Origin of the sequence: Arthrobacter sp. Leaf141 (assembly GCF_001424565.1) — a bacterium.
In the GTDB taxonomy this organism is placed as follows: domain Bacteria; phylum Actinomycetota; class Actinomycetes; order Actinomycetales; family Micrococcaceae; genus Arthrobacter.
On sequence record NZ_LMOL01000002.1, the window covers coordinates 64387 to 79967 of the forward strand.

The 15581-nt window shown below is 68.0% G+C and carries 10 protein-coding genes; 4 read left to right on the top strand and 6 right to left on the bottom strand.

Annotated features, from left to right (window positions below):
- Positions 1 to 18: 18 nt before the first annotated feature.
- Both ASF72_RS00590 and ASF72_RS00595 read left to right on the top strand, forming a co-directional pair.
- On the top strand, positions 19 to 798 hold the full coding sequence (locus tag ASF72_RS00590; protein WP_056595599.1) for a ThuA domain-containing protein: 780 nt from the start codon (positions 19 to 21) through the stop codon (positions 796 to 798).
- Positions 795 to 1955, top strand: coding sequence for a Gfo/Idh/MocA family protein (locus tag ASF72_RS00595; RefSeq protein ID WP_056595601.1), 1161 nt, complete (start codon positions 795 to 797; stop codon positions 1953 to 1955). The genes ASF72_RS00590 and ASF72_RS00595 overlap by 4 nt, the downstream gene beginning before the upstream one ends.
- Positions 1956 to 2041: 86 nt before the next feature.
- On the opposite strand, the gene yicI is transcribed toward ASF72_RS00595, so the two are convergent.
- Together yicI and ASF72_RS00605 are read right to left on the bottom strand one after the other, a co-directional pair.
- Entirely contained in the window at positions 2042 to 4222 is a 2181-nt protein-coding gene (gene yicI, locus ASF72_RS00600; RefSeq protein WP_056595604.1) for an alpha-xylosidase, read from the bottom strand.
- Between the two features lie 5 nt (positions 4223 to 4227).
- On the bottom strand, positions 4228 to 6321 hold the full coding sequence (locus ASF72_RS00605; protein ID WP_050686375.1) for a beta-galactosidase: 2094 nt from the start codon (positions 6319 to 6321) through the stop codon (positions 4228 to 4230).
- A 25-nt stretch (positions 6322 to 6346) separates the two neighbouring features.
- On the opposite strand from ASF72_RS00605, the gene ASF72_RS00610 reads away from it, so the two are divergent.
- A complete protein-coding gene (locus ASF72_RS00610) occupies positions 6347 to 7372 on the top strand; it encodes a LacI family DNA-binding transcriptional regulator (RefSeq protein WP_050686373.1) in 1026 nt (341 codons plus the stop codon).
- Between the two features lie 47 nt (positions 7373 to 7419).
- On the opposite strand, the gene ASF72_RS00615 is transcribed toward ASF72_RS00610, so the two are convergent.
- From ASF72_RS00615 to ASF72_RS00625, 3 genes are all read right to left on the bottom strand, one after another.
- A complete protein-coding gene (locus tag ASF72_RS00615; protein ID WP_050686371.1) occupies positions 7420 to 8373 on the bottom strand; it encodes a carbohydrate ABC transporter permease in 954 nt (317 codons plus the stop codon).
- The gene (locus tag ASF72_RS00620; RefSeq protein ID WP_056595834.1) at positions 8370 to 9269 is read right to left on the bottom strand and encodes an ABC transporter permease; all 900 of its coding nucleotides are present in this window, start codon (positions 9267 to 9269) and stop codon (positions 8370 to 8372) included. Before ASF72_RS00620 ends, ASF72_RS00615 begins: the two co-directional genes overlap by 4 nt.
- Positions 9270 to 9571: 302 nt before the next feature.
- Positions 9572 to 11272: an extracellular solute-binding protein gene (locus ASF72_RS00625; protein ID WP_082483867.1), complete on the bottom strand. Its 1701-nt coding sequence runs from the start codon at positions 11270 to 11272 to the stop codon at positions 9572 to 9574.
- A gap of 196 nt (positions 11273 to 11468) precedes the next feature.
- Between ASF72_RS00625 and ASF72_RS00630 the strand changes: the two genes are divergently transcribed.
- On the top strand, positions 11469 to 14408 hold the full coding sequence (locus ASF72_RS00630; protein WP_056595610.1) for a glycoside hydrolase family 3 C-terminal domain-containing protein: 2940 nt from the start codon (positions 11469 to 11471) through the stop codon (positions 14406 to 14408).
- Between the two features lie 64 nt (positions 14409 to 14472).
- Here ASF72_RS00630 and ASF72_RS00635 read toward each other — a convergent pair whose 3' ends face one another.
- Positions 14473 to 15318, bottom strand: coding sequence for a DMP19 family protein (locus ASF72_RS00635; protein ID WP_056595613.1), 846 nt, complete (start codon positions 15316 to 15318; stop codon positions 14473 to 14475).
- Positions 15319 to 15581 lie beyond the last annotated feature (263 nt).

The following is a 15581-nucleotide window of genomic DNA, read 5'->3' on the forward strand; positions in this document are numbered from 1 at the left end:
AACCAGTTAGGAAAACGAATGACGCACACCACCGAGCCCGTCAGGGTCCTTGTCTGGGGCGAAAACCGCCACGAACAGGAACAGCCGCACGTCGCCGCCATCTATCCCGCCGGCATGCACACCACCATCCGCGAAGGCATCGAGGAGAACCTCGGCGCCAACGCCAGGGTCCGCACCACCACCCTGGCCGAGCCCGAGCACGGCCTTACCGAGGAAGTCCTGCGGGACACCGACGTGCTGGTCTGGTGGGGCCACGCCGCCCACGGCGAAGTCTCGGATGAGGTGGTGGAGCGCGTGCACCGGCATGTGCTGGCCGGCATGGGCCTGCTGGTCCTGCACTCGGGGCACTGGTCCAAGATCTTCGGCAAGCTGATGGGCACCTCCTGCACGCTGCGTTGGCGCTCCGGGCAGGACCGCGAAATCGTCTGGACCGTGGACCCCACGCACCCCATCGCACAGGGCATCCCGCACCCGTTCATCATCCCGGCCCAGGAAATGTACGGCGAGTTCTTCGACATCCCGGTCCCCGACGAGCTGGTGTTCCTGAGCACCTTCAGTGGCGGCGAAGCGTTCCGCAGCGGCTGCACCTTCAAACGCGGTTACGGCAGGATCTTCTTCTTCAGCCCGGGCGACCAGGACTACCCCGTGTACCACCACAAGGACGTCCGGCGGGTGATCGCCAACGGGGTCAGCTGGGCCAGGACGCTCCGGCCCGAACGCACCGATCCGGTGCTGCTGCGGTACGAAACCGAGGACTTCTACTCGGGCCACGGCTACCAGGGGGCGATGCACAATTGAGCGCCTTCGAACCTGACTTCGCGGTCCTCCCCCGGGCGACGCCGCTCAAGGTGGTCCAGGTGGGCGCCGGCGGCATGGGCAGGGCCTGGATCGCCGCCCTGCAGGCCAACCCGGACGTGGAACTGGTGGGCCTGGTGGACCTGGACCTGGCCACCGCCCGGGCCGCGGTGCAGGACGCCGGCCTGGCAGGGCTGGTCCTGGGCACCAGCGTTGCCCAGGTTGCCGCTTCCACCGGCGCCGAAGCAGTTGTGAACGTCACCGTCCCGGCCGCCCATCATCCCGTGAACGTGGAGGCACTGTTCGCCGGCCTGCCCGTGCTGTGTGAGAAGCCGGTGGCCCCTACAGTGGCCGAGGGCCTGTCCCTGGCGGCGGCCGCGGAAGCCAGCGGGCAGCTGCTGATGATCAGCCAGTCCCGCCGGTACTTCCACGGCCTCACCCAGCTCAAAGCGGCTGCCGGCCAGCTGGGCGGCATTGGCGTGGTCACCACCGAATTCTTCAAGGCCCCGCACTTCGGCGGCTTCCGCGAGGAAATGGCGCACGTGCTGCTGGTGGACATGGCCATCCACCAGTTCGACGCCGTCCGCTTCCTCCTGGACCAGGACCCCGTCTCCGTCTACTGCGAGGAGTTCAACCCCGCCTGGAGCTGGTACAACGGGAACGCGGCAGCCACCGCCGTCTTCCAGATGAGCGGCGGTACCCGGTACACCTACACGGGCAGCTGGTGCGCCGACGGGCTGGAGACCTCCTGGAACGGTGCCTGGCGCGTCAACGGCGCCGGTGGCACTGCCCTGTGGGACGGTGCCGGCGAACCGCTGGTGGCCGCCTTATCCGGTCCGGTTGCGCTGGAGCCGGCCAGCCATGCCGAGGAGATTTCCGGCGCGCTGGTGGAATTTGTGTCCGCCCTGCGGACCGGGACGGTTCCGTCCGGGGAGGTGCACTCCAACGTGCTCAGCCTTGCCATGGTGGAAGCTTCAGTGCAGTCTGCCGGCCGGCAGGAAAAGGTACTCATCAGAGACGTGCTGGACCGGGCCTATGCGGAGGCGCTGGCCGCCGAGCGGCGCCCCGATGTCCGGGCCACACTGGCGTCCTGGGAAACACCGCACGCCCGGATCGGCGGGCCGCGGCACGTGGAGCCGGCAGGCAGCCGGGCCGGCTGACGCAGGACAGGCATCTCCTGCCCCCGGACCAAAAGCCCGCCTCCCAATCCGGGAGGCGGGCTTTTGTGCGCCGGGGATTATGGGCCTCAGACCACCCGGGCCGCCACGGCACCGCTGCTGACAGTGACCTCGAACTGCGTGCTGGTGCCGTCCGGGGACGGCACGGCGATCCGGCGGGATCCGTCAGCAGCATTGAACGCCTTGAACACCATGTCCGTGGCCCAGTCGTAGTCCGGCCGGTCCGAGACCGTGCCCAGCGGCAGCACCGCGCCTTCCCGGACCCACGTGGCGGCCTGCATCACCGTGTACTCCTTGCGGTGCCAGCGCGGGCCGGCCAGCTGCTCGCCGGTTTCCAGGTGCGTCCAGGTTCCTTCAGGAAGGTAGAAGGACACGGTCCCTGAGGGGTCCATGACAGGTGCCACCAGAAGGTCCGGGCCCAGCATGTACTGCCGGTCCAGGTGCGCGCAGCCCGGATCGCCGGGGAACTCCATAAAGAGCGGACGCATCAGGGGGATGCCCTGGGTGTAGGCCTCTTCCGCCGCTGTCTGCAGGTAGGGCATCAGCCGCATCTTCTGTTCGGTGAAATGCCGCAGCACATCCACGGACTCCTCATCCACCAGCCACGGAACACGGTACGAGTTGGAGCCGTGCAGCCTCGAGTGTGAGGAGAGCAGGCCGAAGGCGATCCAGCGCTTGAAGATCTCCGGCTCAGGGGTGCCTTCGAAGCCGCCGATGTCGTGGCTCCAGAACGAGAAGCCGGACGCCGCCAGGGACAGTCCGCCGCGCAGCGATTCGGCCATGGCGGCAAACGTCGATTCGCAGTCGCCGCCCCAGTGCACCGGCATGGTCTGCCCGCCGGCGGTGGCGGACCGGGCAAAGACCACGGCCTGGCCTTCCCCGAGCTCCTTGGCCAGCAGGTCGAACACCGTCCGGTTGTAGAGCTGGGAGTAGTAGTTGTGCATCCGTTCCGGATCGGACCCGTCATGCCAGGCCACGTCCGTGGGGATGCGCTCGCCGAAGTCGGTCTTGAAGGAATCCACGCCCTGGCCCAGCAGTCCGCGGAGTTTGTCCTGGTACCAGAGCACGGCGTCCGGGTTGGTGAAGTCCACCAGGCCCATTCCTGCCTGCCACATGTCCCACTGCCACACGGACCCGTCAGGCCTTTTCACCAGGTAGCCCCGTTCCAGGCCTTCCTTGAACAGGTACGAACGCTGGGCGATGTAGGGGTTGATCCACACGCAGACCTTCAGGCCGCGTTCGTGCAGCCGGGCCAGCATGCCCTCGGGGTCCGGGAAGGTGGCCGGGTCCCAGATGAAGTCGCTCCAGTGGAAGGAGCGCATCCAGTGGCAGTCGAAGTGGAACACGGACAGCGGCAGGTTCCGCTCGGCCATGCCGTCGATGAAGGAAGTGACGGTCTTTTCGTCGTAGTCGGTGGTGAAGGAGGTGGACAGCCACAGCCCGTAGGACCAGGCGGGGATCCGGGCCGGCCGGCCCGTGAGCTCCGTGTACCGCCGGATGATGTCCTTGGGCGAGGGGCCGTGGATCACAAAGTACTGCAGCCGCTGGCCCTCGACGCTGAACTGGGTCCGGGACACCACCTCGGATCCCACCTCGAAGGAAACCTTCTCGGGGTGGTTCACAAACACGCCGTAGCCGTCGTTGGTGATGAAGAACGGCACGTTTTTGTAGGCGAGGTCGCTGGAGGTGCCGCCGTCCTCGTTCCAGATGTCCACCGACTGCCCGTTTTTCACAAAGGCGCCGAACCGCTCCCCCAGGCCGTAGACATTGGTGCCCACGCCGAGGCTGAGCTGTTCGTGCACAAAGCTGCGCCCGGCGTCGTCCGTAATGACCCCAACGCTGCGCGCGGTGGAACCGGTGAGCAGCCTGCCGTCGCCCAGGAATTCGACCCCCCAGTCCCCGGACGTGCTGATCCGTGCCGTCAGGCCGCCGGATGTGATGCTGGCCGTGCCGTCGCTGTCCGCCGTGGACAGTTCCGGGGCCGCGCCGGTGCGGTTGACGCCGAAGTGGGGTCCGCGGTCCAGGCCGCCCTGGTGGTGCTCGATGGTCACCCCGATCACGTCCGGCATCGGCGCCTCGAACGTCACCGTGAGCTGGGGCAGGTTCAGGGCGTCACCGCGGGAGGCGATGCGTTTGGTGGGGGCGTAAACCGTGAGGGTCCCGTCGCCGGCCACCACTTCGGCGACGTCGCGGGGGTGCAGCGCTGAGTAGCCCTTGCGGTACAGCCAGTAGCCGTCAGTGAATTTCATGGAGGTCAGTGTCCGTTCTCAGTGGGGGCGGGGGTGGCTTTGAGGACCAGGGCGCCGTAGGGCTCCAGGACCAGGTGGGGGCCGTGCGCGGCGCCCGTGAGCACGTCCACGGATTGTTCCGTGAGGTGCACGGCGCGCGGTTCCGGGCTGTGGTTCAGCAGGAAATGGCAGGTTCCGCGGGTGGCAAGTTCGACGTCGGAGGGCAGTTCGCCAACCACCGGTGAGGCCAGGCCGGCGGCAGCAAGCGCGTCCCCCACCAGGAGCGCCAGGGCGGCGTCCGGCAGGTCCGCCCCGGCGTACCAGGCGGTGCCGCGGCCGTGGCTGTTGCGGACCACCGCGGGTTTTCCGGCCAGGGCTCCTTCCGTGAAGGTGGCCACGGCGGTGGCTCCCGGCGCGTCCAGGCGCAGGTCCTCGGACCAGCTGGCCGCGGCCAGGCCAGCCGGCCCGGATTCGGACAGCTCAGGTCCAGCGGGGGCGGAGCCGGGTGTTCCCGCGGCCGGTGCCGCACCGAAGTCCAGTCCCACCGGGCCTGCCAGTGGGCGCCATTCCTCGCCGCTGGCCCCCAGCATTCCGGCCAGCACCGACGGGAACCGGCCCTGGCGGAGGTGGCCGTTGCCGTCCGCCACACCGCTGAACGGGCCCACCACGGCGCTGCCGCCCCGCTCCACCCAGCCGGCCAGGCGGGCGGCGTGCTCGTCGCGCAGAAGGAAAAGGCTGGGAACCAGGACCAGGTTGAACCGGTCCAGGTCGGTGCCGGGGTGCACCACTTCGGCGGAAAGGCCCCGGCGCAGGAGCTGCCGGTGGTAGGCCTGCAGCTGGTCCAGTACGGCCAGCCGGTCCGACGGGCGGTCCGGTGCTTCCGCCGCCCACCAGCTGTCCCAGTCAAACAGGATGGCGATCGGCGCGGGTGCGGGTTCGCCGGCCAGGAAGCGGAGCTCCTGGAGGCCGGAGCCCAGGGCTGCCACCTCGCGGAATACGCGGGTGTCGGCGCCGGCCAGGGGCACCACGGCGGAGTGGAAGCGTTCGGCGCCAAAGGCGGACTGGCGGAACTGGAAGAAACAGATCCCGTCCGATCCCCGGGCCAGGGCGGAATACGAGTCGACCCTGAGCGCGCCCGGGTCCTTGGCCGTGTTGTGCGGCCGCCAGTTGACGGCGGAGGTGGCGGATTCCATCAGCAGCCACGGGTTCCCGCCGGCCAGTCCGCGGCAGAGATCGTGCGTCAGGGCGCCGAGTTCCCAGGTGTGGGGCTGCGCCGGGTCCGTGTACCAGTTGTTGCCCACAAAGTCGGCTTCAGCGGCGAAGCTGAAGTAGTCGGCGCCGCGGAAGAATCCCATCAGGTTGGTGGTGATGGGCACCAGGGGTGACTGGCTGCGGATCACGTCCCTTTCCGCTGTGAACAGGCTGAGCAGCGCGTCGGAGGTGAAGCGCCGGAAATCCAGGAGCTGGGTGGGGTTGTGCAGGTAGGGGGCGGTGCGCGGCGGCAGGATCTCGTCCCACCCGCTGTACCCCTGGCTCCAGAACGTGGTGCCCCAGGCGGTGTTCAGTTCTGCCAGCGAACCGTAGCGGCGGCTGAGCCAGTCCTGGAAGGCTGCGGCGGTTTCGTCGTCGTAGCTGATCTGTCCCAGTTCGTTGCCCACGTGCCACATGGCCACTGCGGGATGGCTGCCGTAGCGGGCGGCGAGCGCGGCCGTGACCTTCAGGGCGGCGCTGCGGTATTCGGCCGACGACGGCGAGAACTGGTTGCGCGAGCCGTACCAGAGGGTGGCGCCTGACTCATCCGTGGGCAGCGTTCCTGGGTGGCGGTGGCCCAGCCACGGCGGCGGGGAGGCGGTGGGCGTGGCAAGGCACACGTTGATGTTGCCCTGGTGCAGCAGATCCAGGATGCGGTCCAGCCAGCCGAAGTCCCAGGTGTGTTCGGTGGGCTGCAGCCGCGCCCAGCTGAAGACGCCCACGGTGACCAGGTTGATCCCGGCTTCCTGCATCAGCCGGATGTCCTCCGGCCAGCTCTCCTCCGGCCACTGTTCGGGGTTGTAGTCGGCTCCGAACAGCAGGCCGGTGCGGTCCGTGATGCTGCTCAGGCCGTGGCTGCGAAGTTGCATGGGATTCCTTGGTTAAATGGGGGGTATGAGCAATCGAAAGGCTTCAACGGCGGCCACCATCAGTGACGTGGCCAAAGAAGCCGGCGTGTCCACGAGTACCGTGTCCTACGTGATGAGCGGCAACCGTCCCATCTCGCAGGAGACCCGTGATGTAGTCGAAGCAGCGATGCGGCGGCTGAAATACAGCCCCCGGTCCAGTGCCCGCGCGCTGGCGTCCAGCAGGTCCAATGTCCTGGGCCTGGTGGTCCCCCTGCGGGCGGATGTGAACGTGGGCGTGGTGATGCAGTTCGTGACCGCCGTGGTCACCACCGCCCGGACCCACAACCAGGACGTCCTGCTGCTGACGCAGGACGACGCCGGCAGCATCGAACGGGTGACATCGCAGTCCATGGTGGATGGCCTGGTGATGATGGACATCGAGGCCAGGGATCCGCGCATCCCGCTGCTGGCGAGGCTGCAGAAGCCGGCGGTCCTGATCGGGATGCCTGACGATCCGCGCGGCCTGAGCTGCGTGGACTTCGACTTTGCCGGGGCGTCCCGCACAGCGGTCCGGCACCTGGCGGAGCTGGGCCACCGGAGCATCGCGTTCATCGGTTCGCCGCCGGCGTCGCTCCGCCGGCATGCCACCTATGCGGACCGGGCCCTGGCGGGCTTCGAGGATGCGTGCCGCTCCCTTGAGATCCAGGACCTGGCCGTGGCCTGCGAGGCCAATTCGAAGGACCTGGCCAAGGCACTCGACAAGATCTTCGCCGCACCGCATCCTGCCACCGCGCTGCTGGTCCACAACGAGGGCCTGCTTCCCATCCTCCGCGAGAACCTCGCGGCCCGCGGCCTGGCTATCCCTGACAACATCTCGGTGGCGGTGATCGCGCCGGCTGACGTGGCCGCGGCAGCCGTCCATCCCTGGACGGCCGTGTCCATCCCGGCCATGGACATCGGCCGGGCCGCCGTGGAGATGGTGATGGACCGGCTCAGCCTGGCCAAACCCGCAGAGCTGCGGCTGATCGCCCCCACCCTGTCGGAGGGCGAGACCACCTCGCCGGCCCGTTAGCGGACTAGCTGGTTCCGGCCGTTGTCCTGGCCGTTGTCCCGGGGCCGTCATCCCTTGACCGCGCCGATCATCACGCCCTTGGTGAAGTGCTTCTGCACAAAGGGGTACACAATCAGGATGGGCACCATGGCCAGCACAATGACGGCCATCTGCAGCGCGGGACCGGCCGCCGCGCCGGAGCCCACATCCACCTGGCCGGGCACCGAGACACCCTGGAGCACGTAGGAACGCAGCACCACCTGGAGCGGGTTCATGGAGCTGTCGTTGATGTAGAGGATGGCGTTGAAGAAGGCGTTCCAGTAGCCCACGCCGTAAAACAGTGCGATCACGGCCGTCACGGCCTTGGACATGGGCAGCACGATCTGCGTCAGGGTGCGCCATTCGCTGGCCCCATCGATCCGGGCACTGTCCAGGATGCCGCGGTCGATCCCCATAAAGAATCCGCGCAGGATGATGATGTTGAACACCGAGATGCAGCCCGGCAGGATCAGCGCCCAGTACGTGTTGATCATGCCCAGCCCGGACACCAGCAGGTAGGCGGGAATGATGCCGGCACTGAAGAACATGGTGATGAGCAGCGTGAACAGGATGGGCGTGTGGGCAAACGATCCCGGCCGGGACAGCCCGTAGGCGCAGAGGATCGACACCAGCATGCTGAGCGCGGTGCCGGTTGCCGTGATGCCCACACTGACCAGCACCGCACGGGTGACCACCCCGCCGCTGAGGATCTGCTGGTAGGCGGCGAAGGAGATCTCGCCCGGGACCAGGACCAGCCCGCCGGCCCTGGTGATGGTGCCTTGGGAGGAAATGCTGGTCAGGACAATGGTGTAGAGCGGCCCCAGCACTGCCAGGACCACCACGGCGAGCACCACCACTTTGCCGATCTTCGCCCCGGCGCCGGGCTCTTCGTCCCAGACGGGCCGTTCAGGCTTGATCCGCGGCGGACGGGCGGGTTTGCCGGGCCGGGCGGAGACGGGGGTTTTGCTGGTCAGGATGCTCATTTGGAGTAGACACCGCTCTCACCGAAGATGTGGGCAATTTTGTTGGCTGTCAGGATCAGGGCCAGGCTCACCAGGCCCTTGATCAGCCCGGCAGCGGCCGCGTAGCTCCAGTCGCCGTTCTGCACGCCGGTGTAATAGACAAACGTGTCCAGGACCTCGGACGCCCCTGCGCCTACGGCATCGCGTTGCAGGATCATCTGTTCGAACCCCACGGTCAGGGAATCACCGAGGCGCAGGATCAGCAGCAGCACAATGACGCTGCGCAGGCCCGGCAGGGTGACGTGCCACATCCGCTTCCACCGGCCGGCGCCATCCACGGCAGCGGCCTCGTACTGGGCCGGGTCGATGGCACTCAGGGCCGCCAGGAACACGATGATGCCCCAGCCGGCGTCCTTCCAGACAGCCTGGGAGGTCAATAGGAACAGGAACGTGTCCGGGTTGGTCATGATGTCCACCGCCGGCCAGCCGTTGGCTCGGAGAGACTGGTTAAGCAGCCCGGCGCCGCCGAAGATCTGCTGGAAAACGGACACCACCAGGACCCAGGAGAAGAAGTGCGGCAGGTACACCACGGCCTGGATCACTGACCGCAGGCGCGGGTTGACCAGGGAGTTCAGCAGCATGGCCAGGGCAATGGGGATGGGGAAAAAGAACACCAGCTGGAAGGCCGTGATCACCAGGGTGTTCCGGACGGCGTGCCAGAAGTCGGCGTCGGCCAGGACTCGGGTGAAGTTTTCCAGTCCCACCCAGGGGCTGTCCGGGATGCCCACGTACGGGGAGTAATCCTGGAACGCCACCACGTTGCCCAGCATGGGCAGGTAGGCGAAGACCGCCAGCAGAAGCACCGCGGGCAGTGCCATCAGCACCAGGGAGCGGTCCCGTTTGAACCGCAGCCGCAAGTTGGCCCTCGGCCTGGTCCCGTCGCCTGTTTTTGCGGGGCCTGTTTTTGTAGGGCCCGTTTTTGTAGGACCCGTTTTGTTGGTGCCTGTTCCCTTGGCGCCCGCGCCGGGGGATCCGGCGGCTGCTGTCCCGGCCACGGCTCCCCCGGCCCGCCCGCTGCCGGGGCCCGGCACGGCCGGTGGCGCCGCCGTCGGCCGCTCCCCGGCGGCTGCTGTCCCGGCCGCCGCCGGACGCAGGCCCGCCTCCTGCGCCGGGGTGGCTGCTGCGCCGCTTTCCGTCCCTGTGCCCGTGCGTGCCACGGCTATGCCAGGAATCCGGCGTAGAAGTCGCGGAGTTCGTCGCCACCCTTGCTCTTCCAGGACGCGAGTTCGCTGTCCAGGTCCTTCATGGTTTTGCGGCCGCGGATGATGTCCTTGGCCAGGTCATCGAACGGCTTGCCGAGGGAACCGTACTTGGCCGGCTCCTGGATCTGGACGCCGAAGAAGACATCCTTCACCACGTTGGGGGCCTGCCGGGCTTCCCAGCCGGACTGTGCCTGCACCAGCCCGGGGTACTGGACCATGGAGTTGACCACCGGGGGGCTAACCAGGAACGCGTAGGTGCTGGTGACCTCGGTGCTGCCTTTGTCGGTGGCCTTGGGCACGCCCTGGGCGTCGCGGGTGAAGTGCACCCCTTCCACGCCGTTGTTGATCAGGACGTGTTCCTCGGTGCCGAACGGGGCGGCCATGAAGTTGGCCAGGGCCAGCATCTCCTCCACCTTTGCGGCGTCCGCCTTTTTGATGAAGCTGAAGATTGCGGCCGGCTGCGCGCGGAACAGCGTGGGCTTGCCGCCGTCCGGGGCGAAGTAGTCCATGGGCTGCTGGTCGAAGGACGGGTTGGTGGGCAGGACCCGGGCCAGGGCCTCGTGCCAGCCGCCCATGCCGTCGGATGCCATCAGGGTGGCACCGGATTCGAAACGCTGCTTGGCCTGCTGGGCGTTGCCTGCCACGGCGTCCGGGTGGACGGAGCCGTCCGCGAACAGCTTGGCGGTCCACTCGAGGGCCGCCCGGTACTCGTCCGTTTCGAACTTGTTCTGCAGCGTGCCGCCCACTTTTTTCCACTTGGGGACCACACCGTGCATGATCTGGGCACCGGTCCAGACGTCCTCGGAGCCCCAGCGGTTCTTGGATTCGTCGGTGAGTTCCTTGGCCACCTCGCGGAAGTCGTCGGCCGACTTGGGCGGTTCCACACCGAGCTGCTTGAAGAGGTCCGCGCGGTAGAAGAGGGCATCGGAGATGAGCGCGCCGGGGTACGGCAGGCCGTAGAGGCCACCTTCGAAGCACCCCATCTTCCAGGCCGCGGTGGGGATGTTGGCGAGGTTGGGGTACTTGTTGACCTTGTCGCCGGCCAGGAACTGCGACAGGTCCTGGAAAACGCCGGCGGCGGCCTGGCCGAAGCGGGGCGGCAGGTTCCAGGCCGGGATAACCATCCAGTCCGGCACGTCCTTGGGCGAAGCCAGGACGGTCTGCACCTTGTCCGCGTAGGCGTTGCCGTCGTTCACCTGGAAGTTGACGGTGGCGCCGAGCTTCTCATTGACCGCCTTGTAGTAGCCGTTCTCCGGAAGCGCCGGCGGCACGGCCCACCAGGCGGGGGTCATGGCGGTGTAGGTTCCGCCGCTGCCCGGGGTTTTGGCCACGGACTTCACCAGCGACGCCGGGACGCTGGTGAAGCCGGGGGTGGACCCGTTCACGGAGGCGATGTCCGGTTTCAGCAGCTCCAGCGGCTTGTAGGCCGGGACCAGCTTGGCCACGGTTTCAGCCAGGCTGCCGGAGGAGGTGGCCTGCGGTGCGGCGGTGCCGGAGCACGCGGTGAGCGCCGCGGGGGCCGCAGCCAGGAACACTGCGCCGCTGAGGATCCCCAGGAATGACCGGCGGTTTACAGCAGGGGATGCAGCCTCACCGAGCAACTGACCGGCTGTTTTTCGTGGGTGGCCCGTTGCGGGATCAACATGGGAACTGCGCATAACCAGCACTCCTTCGTGGAAGTCATTTAGACAAAGCTTCAAGCGATTCATCGAATCGATTCGACTGCGTTTAGCGTAGGCCACCACCCACCTTCGCGGCAAGGGATAAATGTGTTGCGACTCACAAGCACCAGTGCAACACTGGATTTTGCCGGATTTTGTATAAGCGATTCGATAACCAGCCGATAGGATTCCAGTGCCCCACCAGCAAGCCGCCTCCCCCGCCGTGGACATCAACGTTCCGGCGCCCACCCCACCGCAGGGGCCCGAGCCGACGGTGGAGGCTGCGGCCGCCGGGTCACCGACTGCCATCCTGGCGGCGCTGACACTGGCGCAGAAGGTGGCGATGCTGCACCAGCATTCGCCGGCCGTTGACAGCCTTGGCCTGGCGCCGTTCCACACCGGAGCCGAGGCCGCCCACGGTGTTGCGTGGCTGGGACCGGCCACCGTTTTTCCGCAGCCGGTGGGCATGGCGGCTACCTGGGACCCGGACCTGATCGAGCGCCTGGGCGAGGCCACCGGCCACGAACTGCGCGGCAAAAAAGCCACTGATCCGTCAGTCAGCCTGAACGCCTGGGCGCCGGTGGTGAACCCCCTTCGCCACCCGCTGTGGGGCCGGAACGAGGAAGGCTTTTCCGAGGACCCGCACCTCACGGCGGAGCTGGCCGGGGCATTCTGCCGCGGCATGAAGGGCCGGGACCCCCACACGTGGCTCACGGTGCCCACGCTGAAGCATTTCCTGGGCTACAACAATGAGCGGGACCGGAACGTCACCTCCAGCAACCTCAGCCCCCGGGTGCTCCACGAGTACGAGCTGCCCGCCTATCGCGGCCCCATCGAGGATGGGGTGGCCGGTGCCGTGATGCTCTCCTACAACCTGGTCAACGGCCGGCCTGCGCACGTGTCCGACCTGGTCCGGGAGCACCTGAGGCAGTGGCGCAACGGGGAAGGGATCACCGTGGTGACAGACGCCGGCGCGCCCGGTTCGCTGTTCCGGGCGGAAAAGTATTTCGACGACGGCCCTGCCGCGTACGCCGCAGCCCTCCACGCCGGCGTCGACAGCTTTACTGACGACGGTGACAACCCCGGCCCCTCCATCGCGTACCTCAACGGGGCCCTGGCGAAGGGTCTGATCGATGAAGCGGCCGTGGACGCCGCGCTGCTGCGACTCCTCACCCTCCGGGCCAGGACCGGCGAGTTCGCGCCGGAACGCGATCCGTATGCTTCGATCGGGCCCGAGGCCATTGGCACACCGGCCCATGTTGCCCTGGCCACGGAGGCCGCCGCGAAGGCGGTGGTGGTGCTTCGCAATGAACCCGCGGCCGGATCAGCGGACCGGCTGCTGCCGCTGGGTGACCCGGCCGGGTCCATCGCGGTGATCGGCGCGCTGGGTTCGCGGGTCCTCAGCGACTGGTACAGCGGAACGTTGCAGGATGCTGTCAGCATCGCCGAAGGCCTGGGCCACCGCTATCCCGGTTCCGTTACCGCTGAGGAGGGGACCGACGTTGTTGCCTTCCGGTGCGTGCGGACCGGAGGCTACCTGGGCGGCAGCGGCGGGGCGGTGCTTACCGCCCGTGCCGGGGCGCCCGGTCCGGAGCATTCGTTCGACCTGAAGGACTGGGGCTCGGGCGAACTGACGCTGCGGCTGGTGCAGACCGGAAAATTCGTCACGGATACCGGGGACGGCTACCTTCGGGCAGCGGCGGACCGGGTGGGCGGCTGGGTGGTCCAGGAGACGTTCCGGGCCGCCTACGCCGCCGACGGCACAGCTGCCCTGCAGCATGTGGGGAGCGGAAAATGGCTGCGGATCGAGGCAGGTACGGGCAGCGCGGCGCTGGTCCCGGACTACGGCCTGGCCGATTCCTTTGTTCTCCGCGTCCTCAGCTCCGGGCACGAAGCTGCCCGGAGCGCGGCGGCCCAGGCCCACACGGCCATTGTGGTGGTGGGCAACGATCCCCACCTGGGTGGCCGGGAAACGCTGGACCGCACGTCGCTGGACCTTCCGCTGGCCGACCAGGAGCTCATCCGGATTGTCCGCGAGGCAAATCCGCGCACCGTCCTGGTCATCGTGTCCTCCTACCCCTACGCGCTGGGCGGGCTGGCCGACACCCCCGCCGTCGCCTGGACCTCGCATGGCGGCCAGGAACTGGGCCACGGTGTGGCGGAGATCCTCAGCGGGGACTCCGGGCCCACCGGCCGGCTGCCGCAGACCTGGTTCGGCCGCGACGAGGACCTGCCGGACATCCTGGATTACGACATCATCACCTCGCAGTCCACCTACCTCTACAGCAGCGCCGAGCCCCTCTATCCGCTGGGTCACGGCCTGACCTACGGCGAGGTGCGGTACGGCTCCGTTGCCCTGCGGGAATTGTCCGGCGGGACCCCGGACCGCGCCGACACCGCGGAGCTCACCATCGAGGTCCATAACGCCGGTCTGCGGCCGGCGCAGGAACTGGTCCAGGTGTACGCCTCGGCGCCGGGCCACCCGTCCGGGTTCCCGCGCCGGCTCCTGGTGGGCCATGAGCGGGTGGACATTCCCGCGGGTGGCTCCGCCACGGCCGTTATCCGGGTTCCCCTGGAACGCCTGGCCACCTTCAACGTGGCTGCCGGGCGCCTGGTGGTGGAGCCGGGCAGCTACCTGCTCCTGGCCGGCGCCTCCGCTGCGGACCTGCCGCTGGCGGTGACGCTTGAGGTGGCCGGCAGCCCCACGCCGGGCCGCAGCCGCGGCGCGTGGTTCCGGGCGGAGACCTTCGACGCCTGCGGGAACCTGGCCCTGGTCCCGGAGACGCCGCTGGCCGGCACCGCAATCGCTCCCGCAGGATGCGGGCAGCCGGCCTGGTCCGTTTACCGGGGTTTTTCGACCGAAGCGGCTGCCGGCCAGGCTGCCGCCGGGGCGCAATCCGTGCTGCTGGACGTGGTGTCCTGCACCCCGTCCGGCCCGGCAGCCCGGGCCACCGTGCGGGTCCAGGTTCCCGGCCCCGCAGGTACGTGGAACACCGCGGGAACCGGTCACGTGGACGCCGCGTTCACTGGTGTCCTGCGGATTCCGCTGGGGCAGGGACCAGCCGTCGGCGCGGCAGGGTTCCGGCTGGTGTTTGAGGGTGGCGTGACCGTCAGCCGGGTGCAGCTGGCTTAGGCAGGACTGCCGGGCCGCCCCGGAAAAGGCGGCCCGGCGGTCCCTTCAGGGAGCAGCCGGTTGGCTACGCGTCCACCATGTCGGCCTCGGCGAACTCCACGGCCGCCACGATCTCCTGGGTTTCGGGATTGATCATGAACGCCTCGTCGTCCTCCTCGACCATCAGGAAGTCGCCGTGGTCGGTGCTGAAGTGCCAGGCCAGCGTCTTGATCCCGTGGTGCAGGTAGTTCGGGTCGCCCATGGTGATCGTTATGAGCGCAAACCCTGCCACCTCGCACAGTTCCCGGATGATCACTTCGAAGTCCGGAGCGTCAGCCAGCTCGTCGGCGTCGGCCTGTGCCTGGCGTTCGGCCAGGTCCGGCACAAGCGCCACGAGGCGGTCGATGTGGGCGTCCACCTCGTCGTCGGCCAGGACAAGAAGGTCGGCCTGGCCGCGCAGCCAGGCCGCGTTCAGGGCGGTGATGTTTTCGTGTTCCAGCAGCTCCTCGAACTCGCCGTCGAGCTCTTCCATCCGGAGGACGGCGTCGGGCGTCAGATCGGAGTCCTCAGTCCCGCCATCCAGGTAATGCTCGCGGTCAGTGCCGGAGAGGTTGTCGAAGAAACCGGCTGTTCGGTTGAACAGCGCCAGGTGGGCGGTGGCGCCCATGCCGGCCATGCCTTCGCGGATCAGCGTGTCGGTGTCCTCCCGGTCGATCGCCATAAAGACGTACTGCGCGAAGCCGCCCTCAAGCGCCTGCGTCAGGTAGAAGTCCACGTAGTAGCTGCGGACCGCCACGGGTGACATCTCGGCGGTGTGGAGGAGCGCCTCATGCATGGCATCCACCAGACCCACGTTGGCTTCGACGGTCTCCTCGTCGCCGGCTTCGATGCTGCTGCTGGTCAGGACAACGGGCTGCTGGCTGGTGATCATGGCGATCCTCACTGCTGGCGGTGGTGGTGGTGCTCGGATATTTGTCACGCTACGGGGGCCAGGGAGCCGTGGCGTTGCGGGGCACATGAACGTCAGGCGAAGTTTGGGCGGGACCTGGCACCCGGCCCGTGCGCACCGGTGCCGCACGGCGAACTAAGATGGATCAGATCACCAACCACCGGACCCGGCCCCGCCGTGGCCTGCTGAAAGTAGCGCGCACCATGCCATCCCAACCGGACGAGAGTGCGGCCCTGGCAATACAG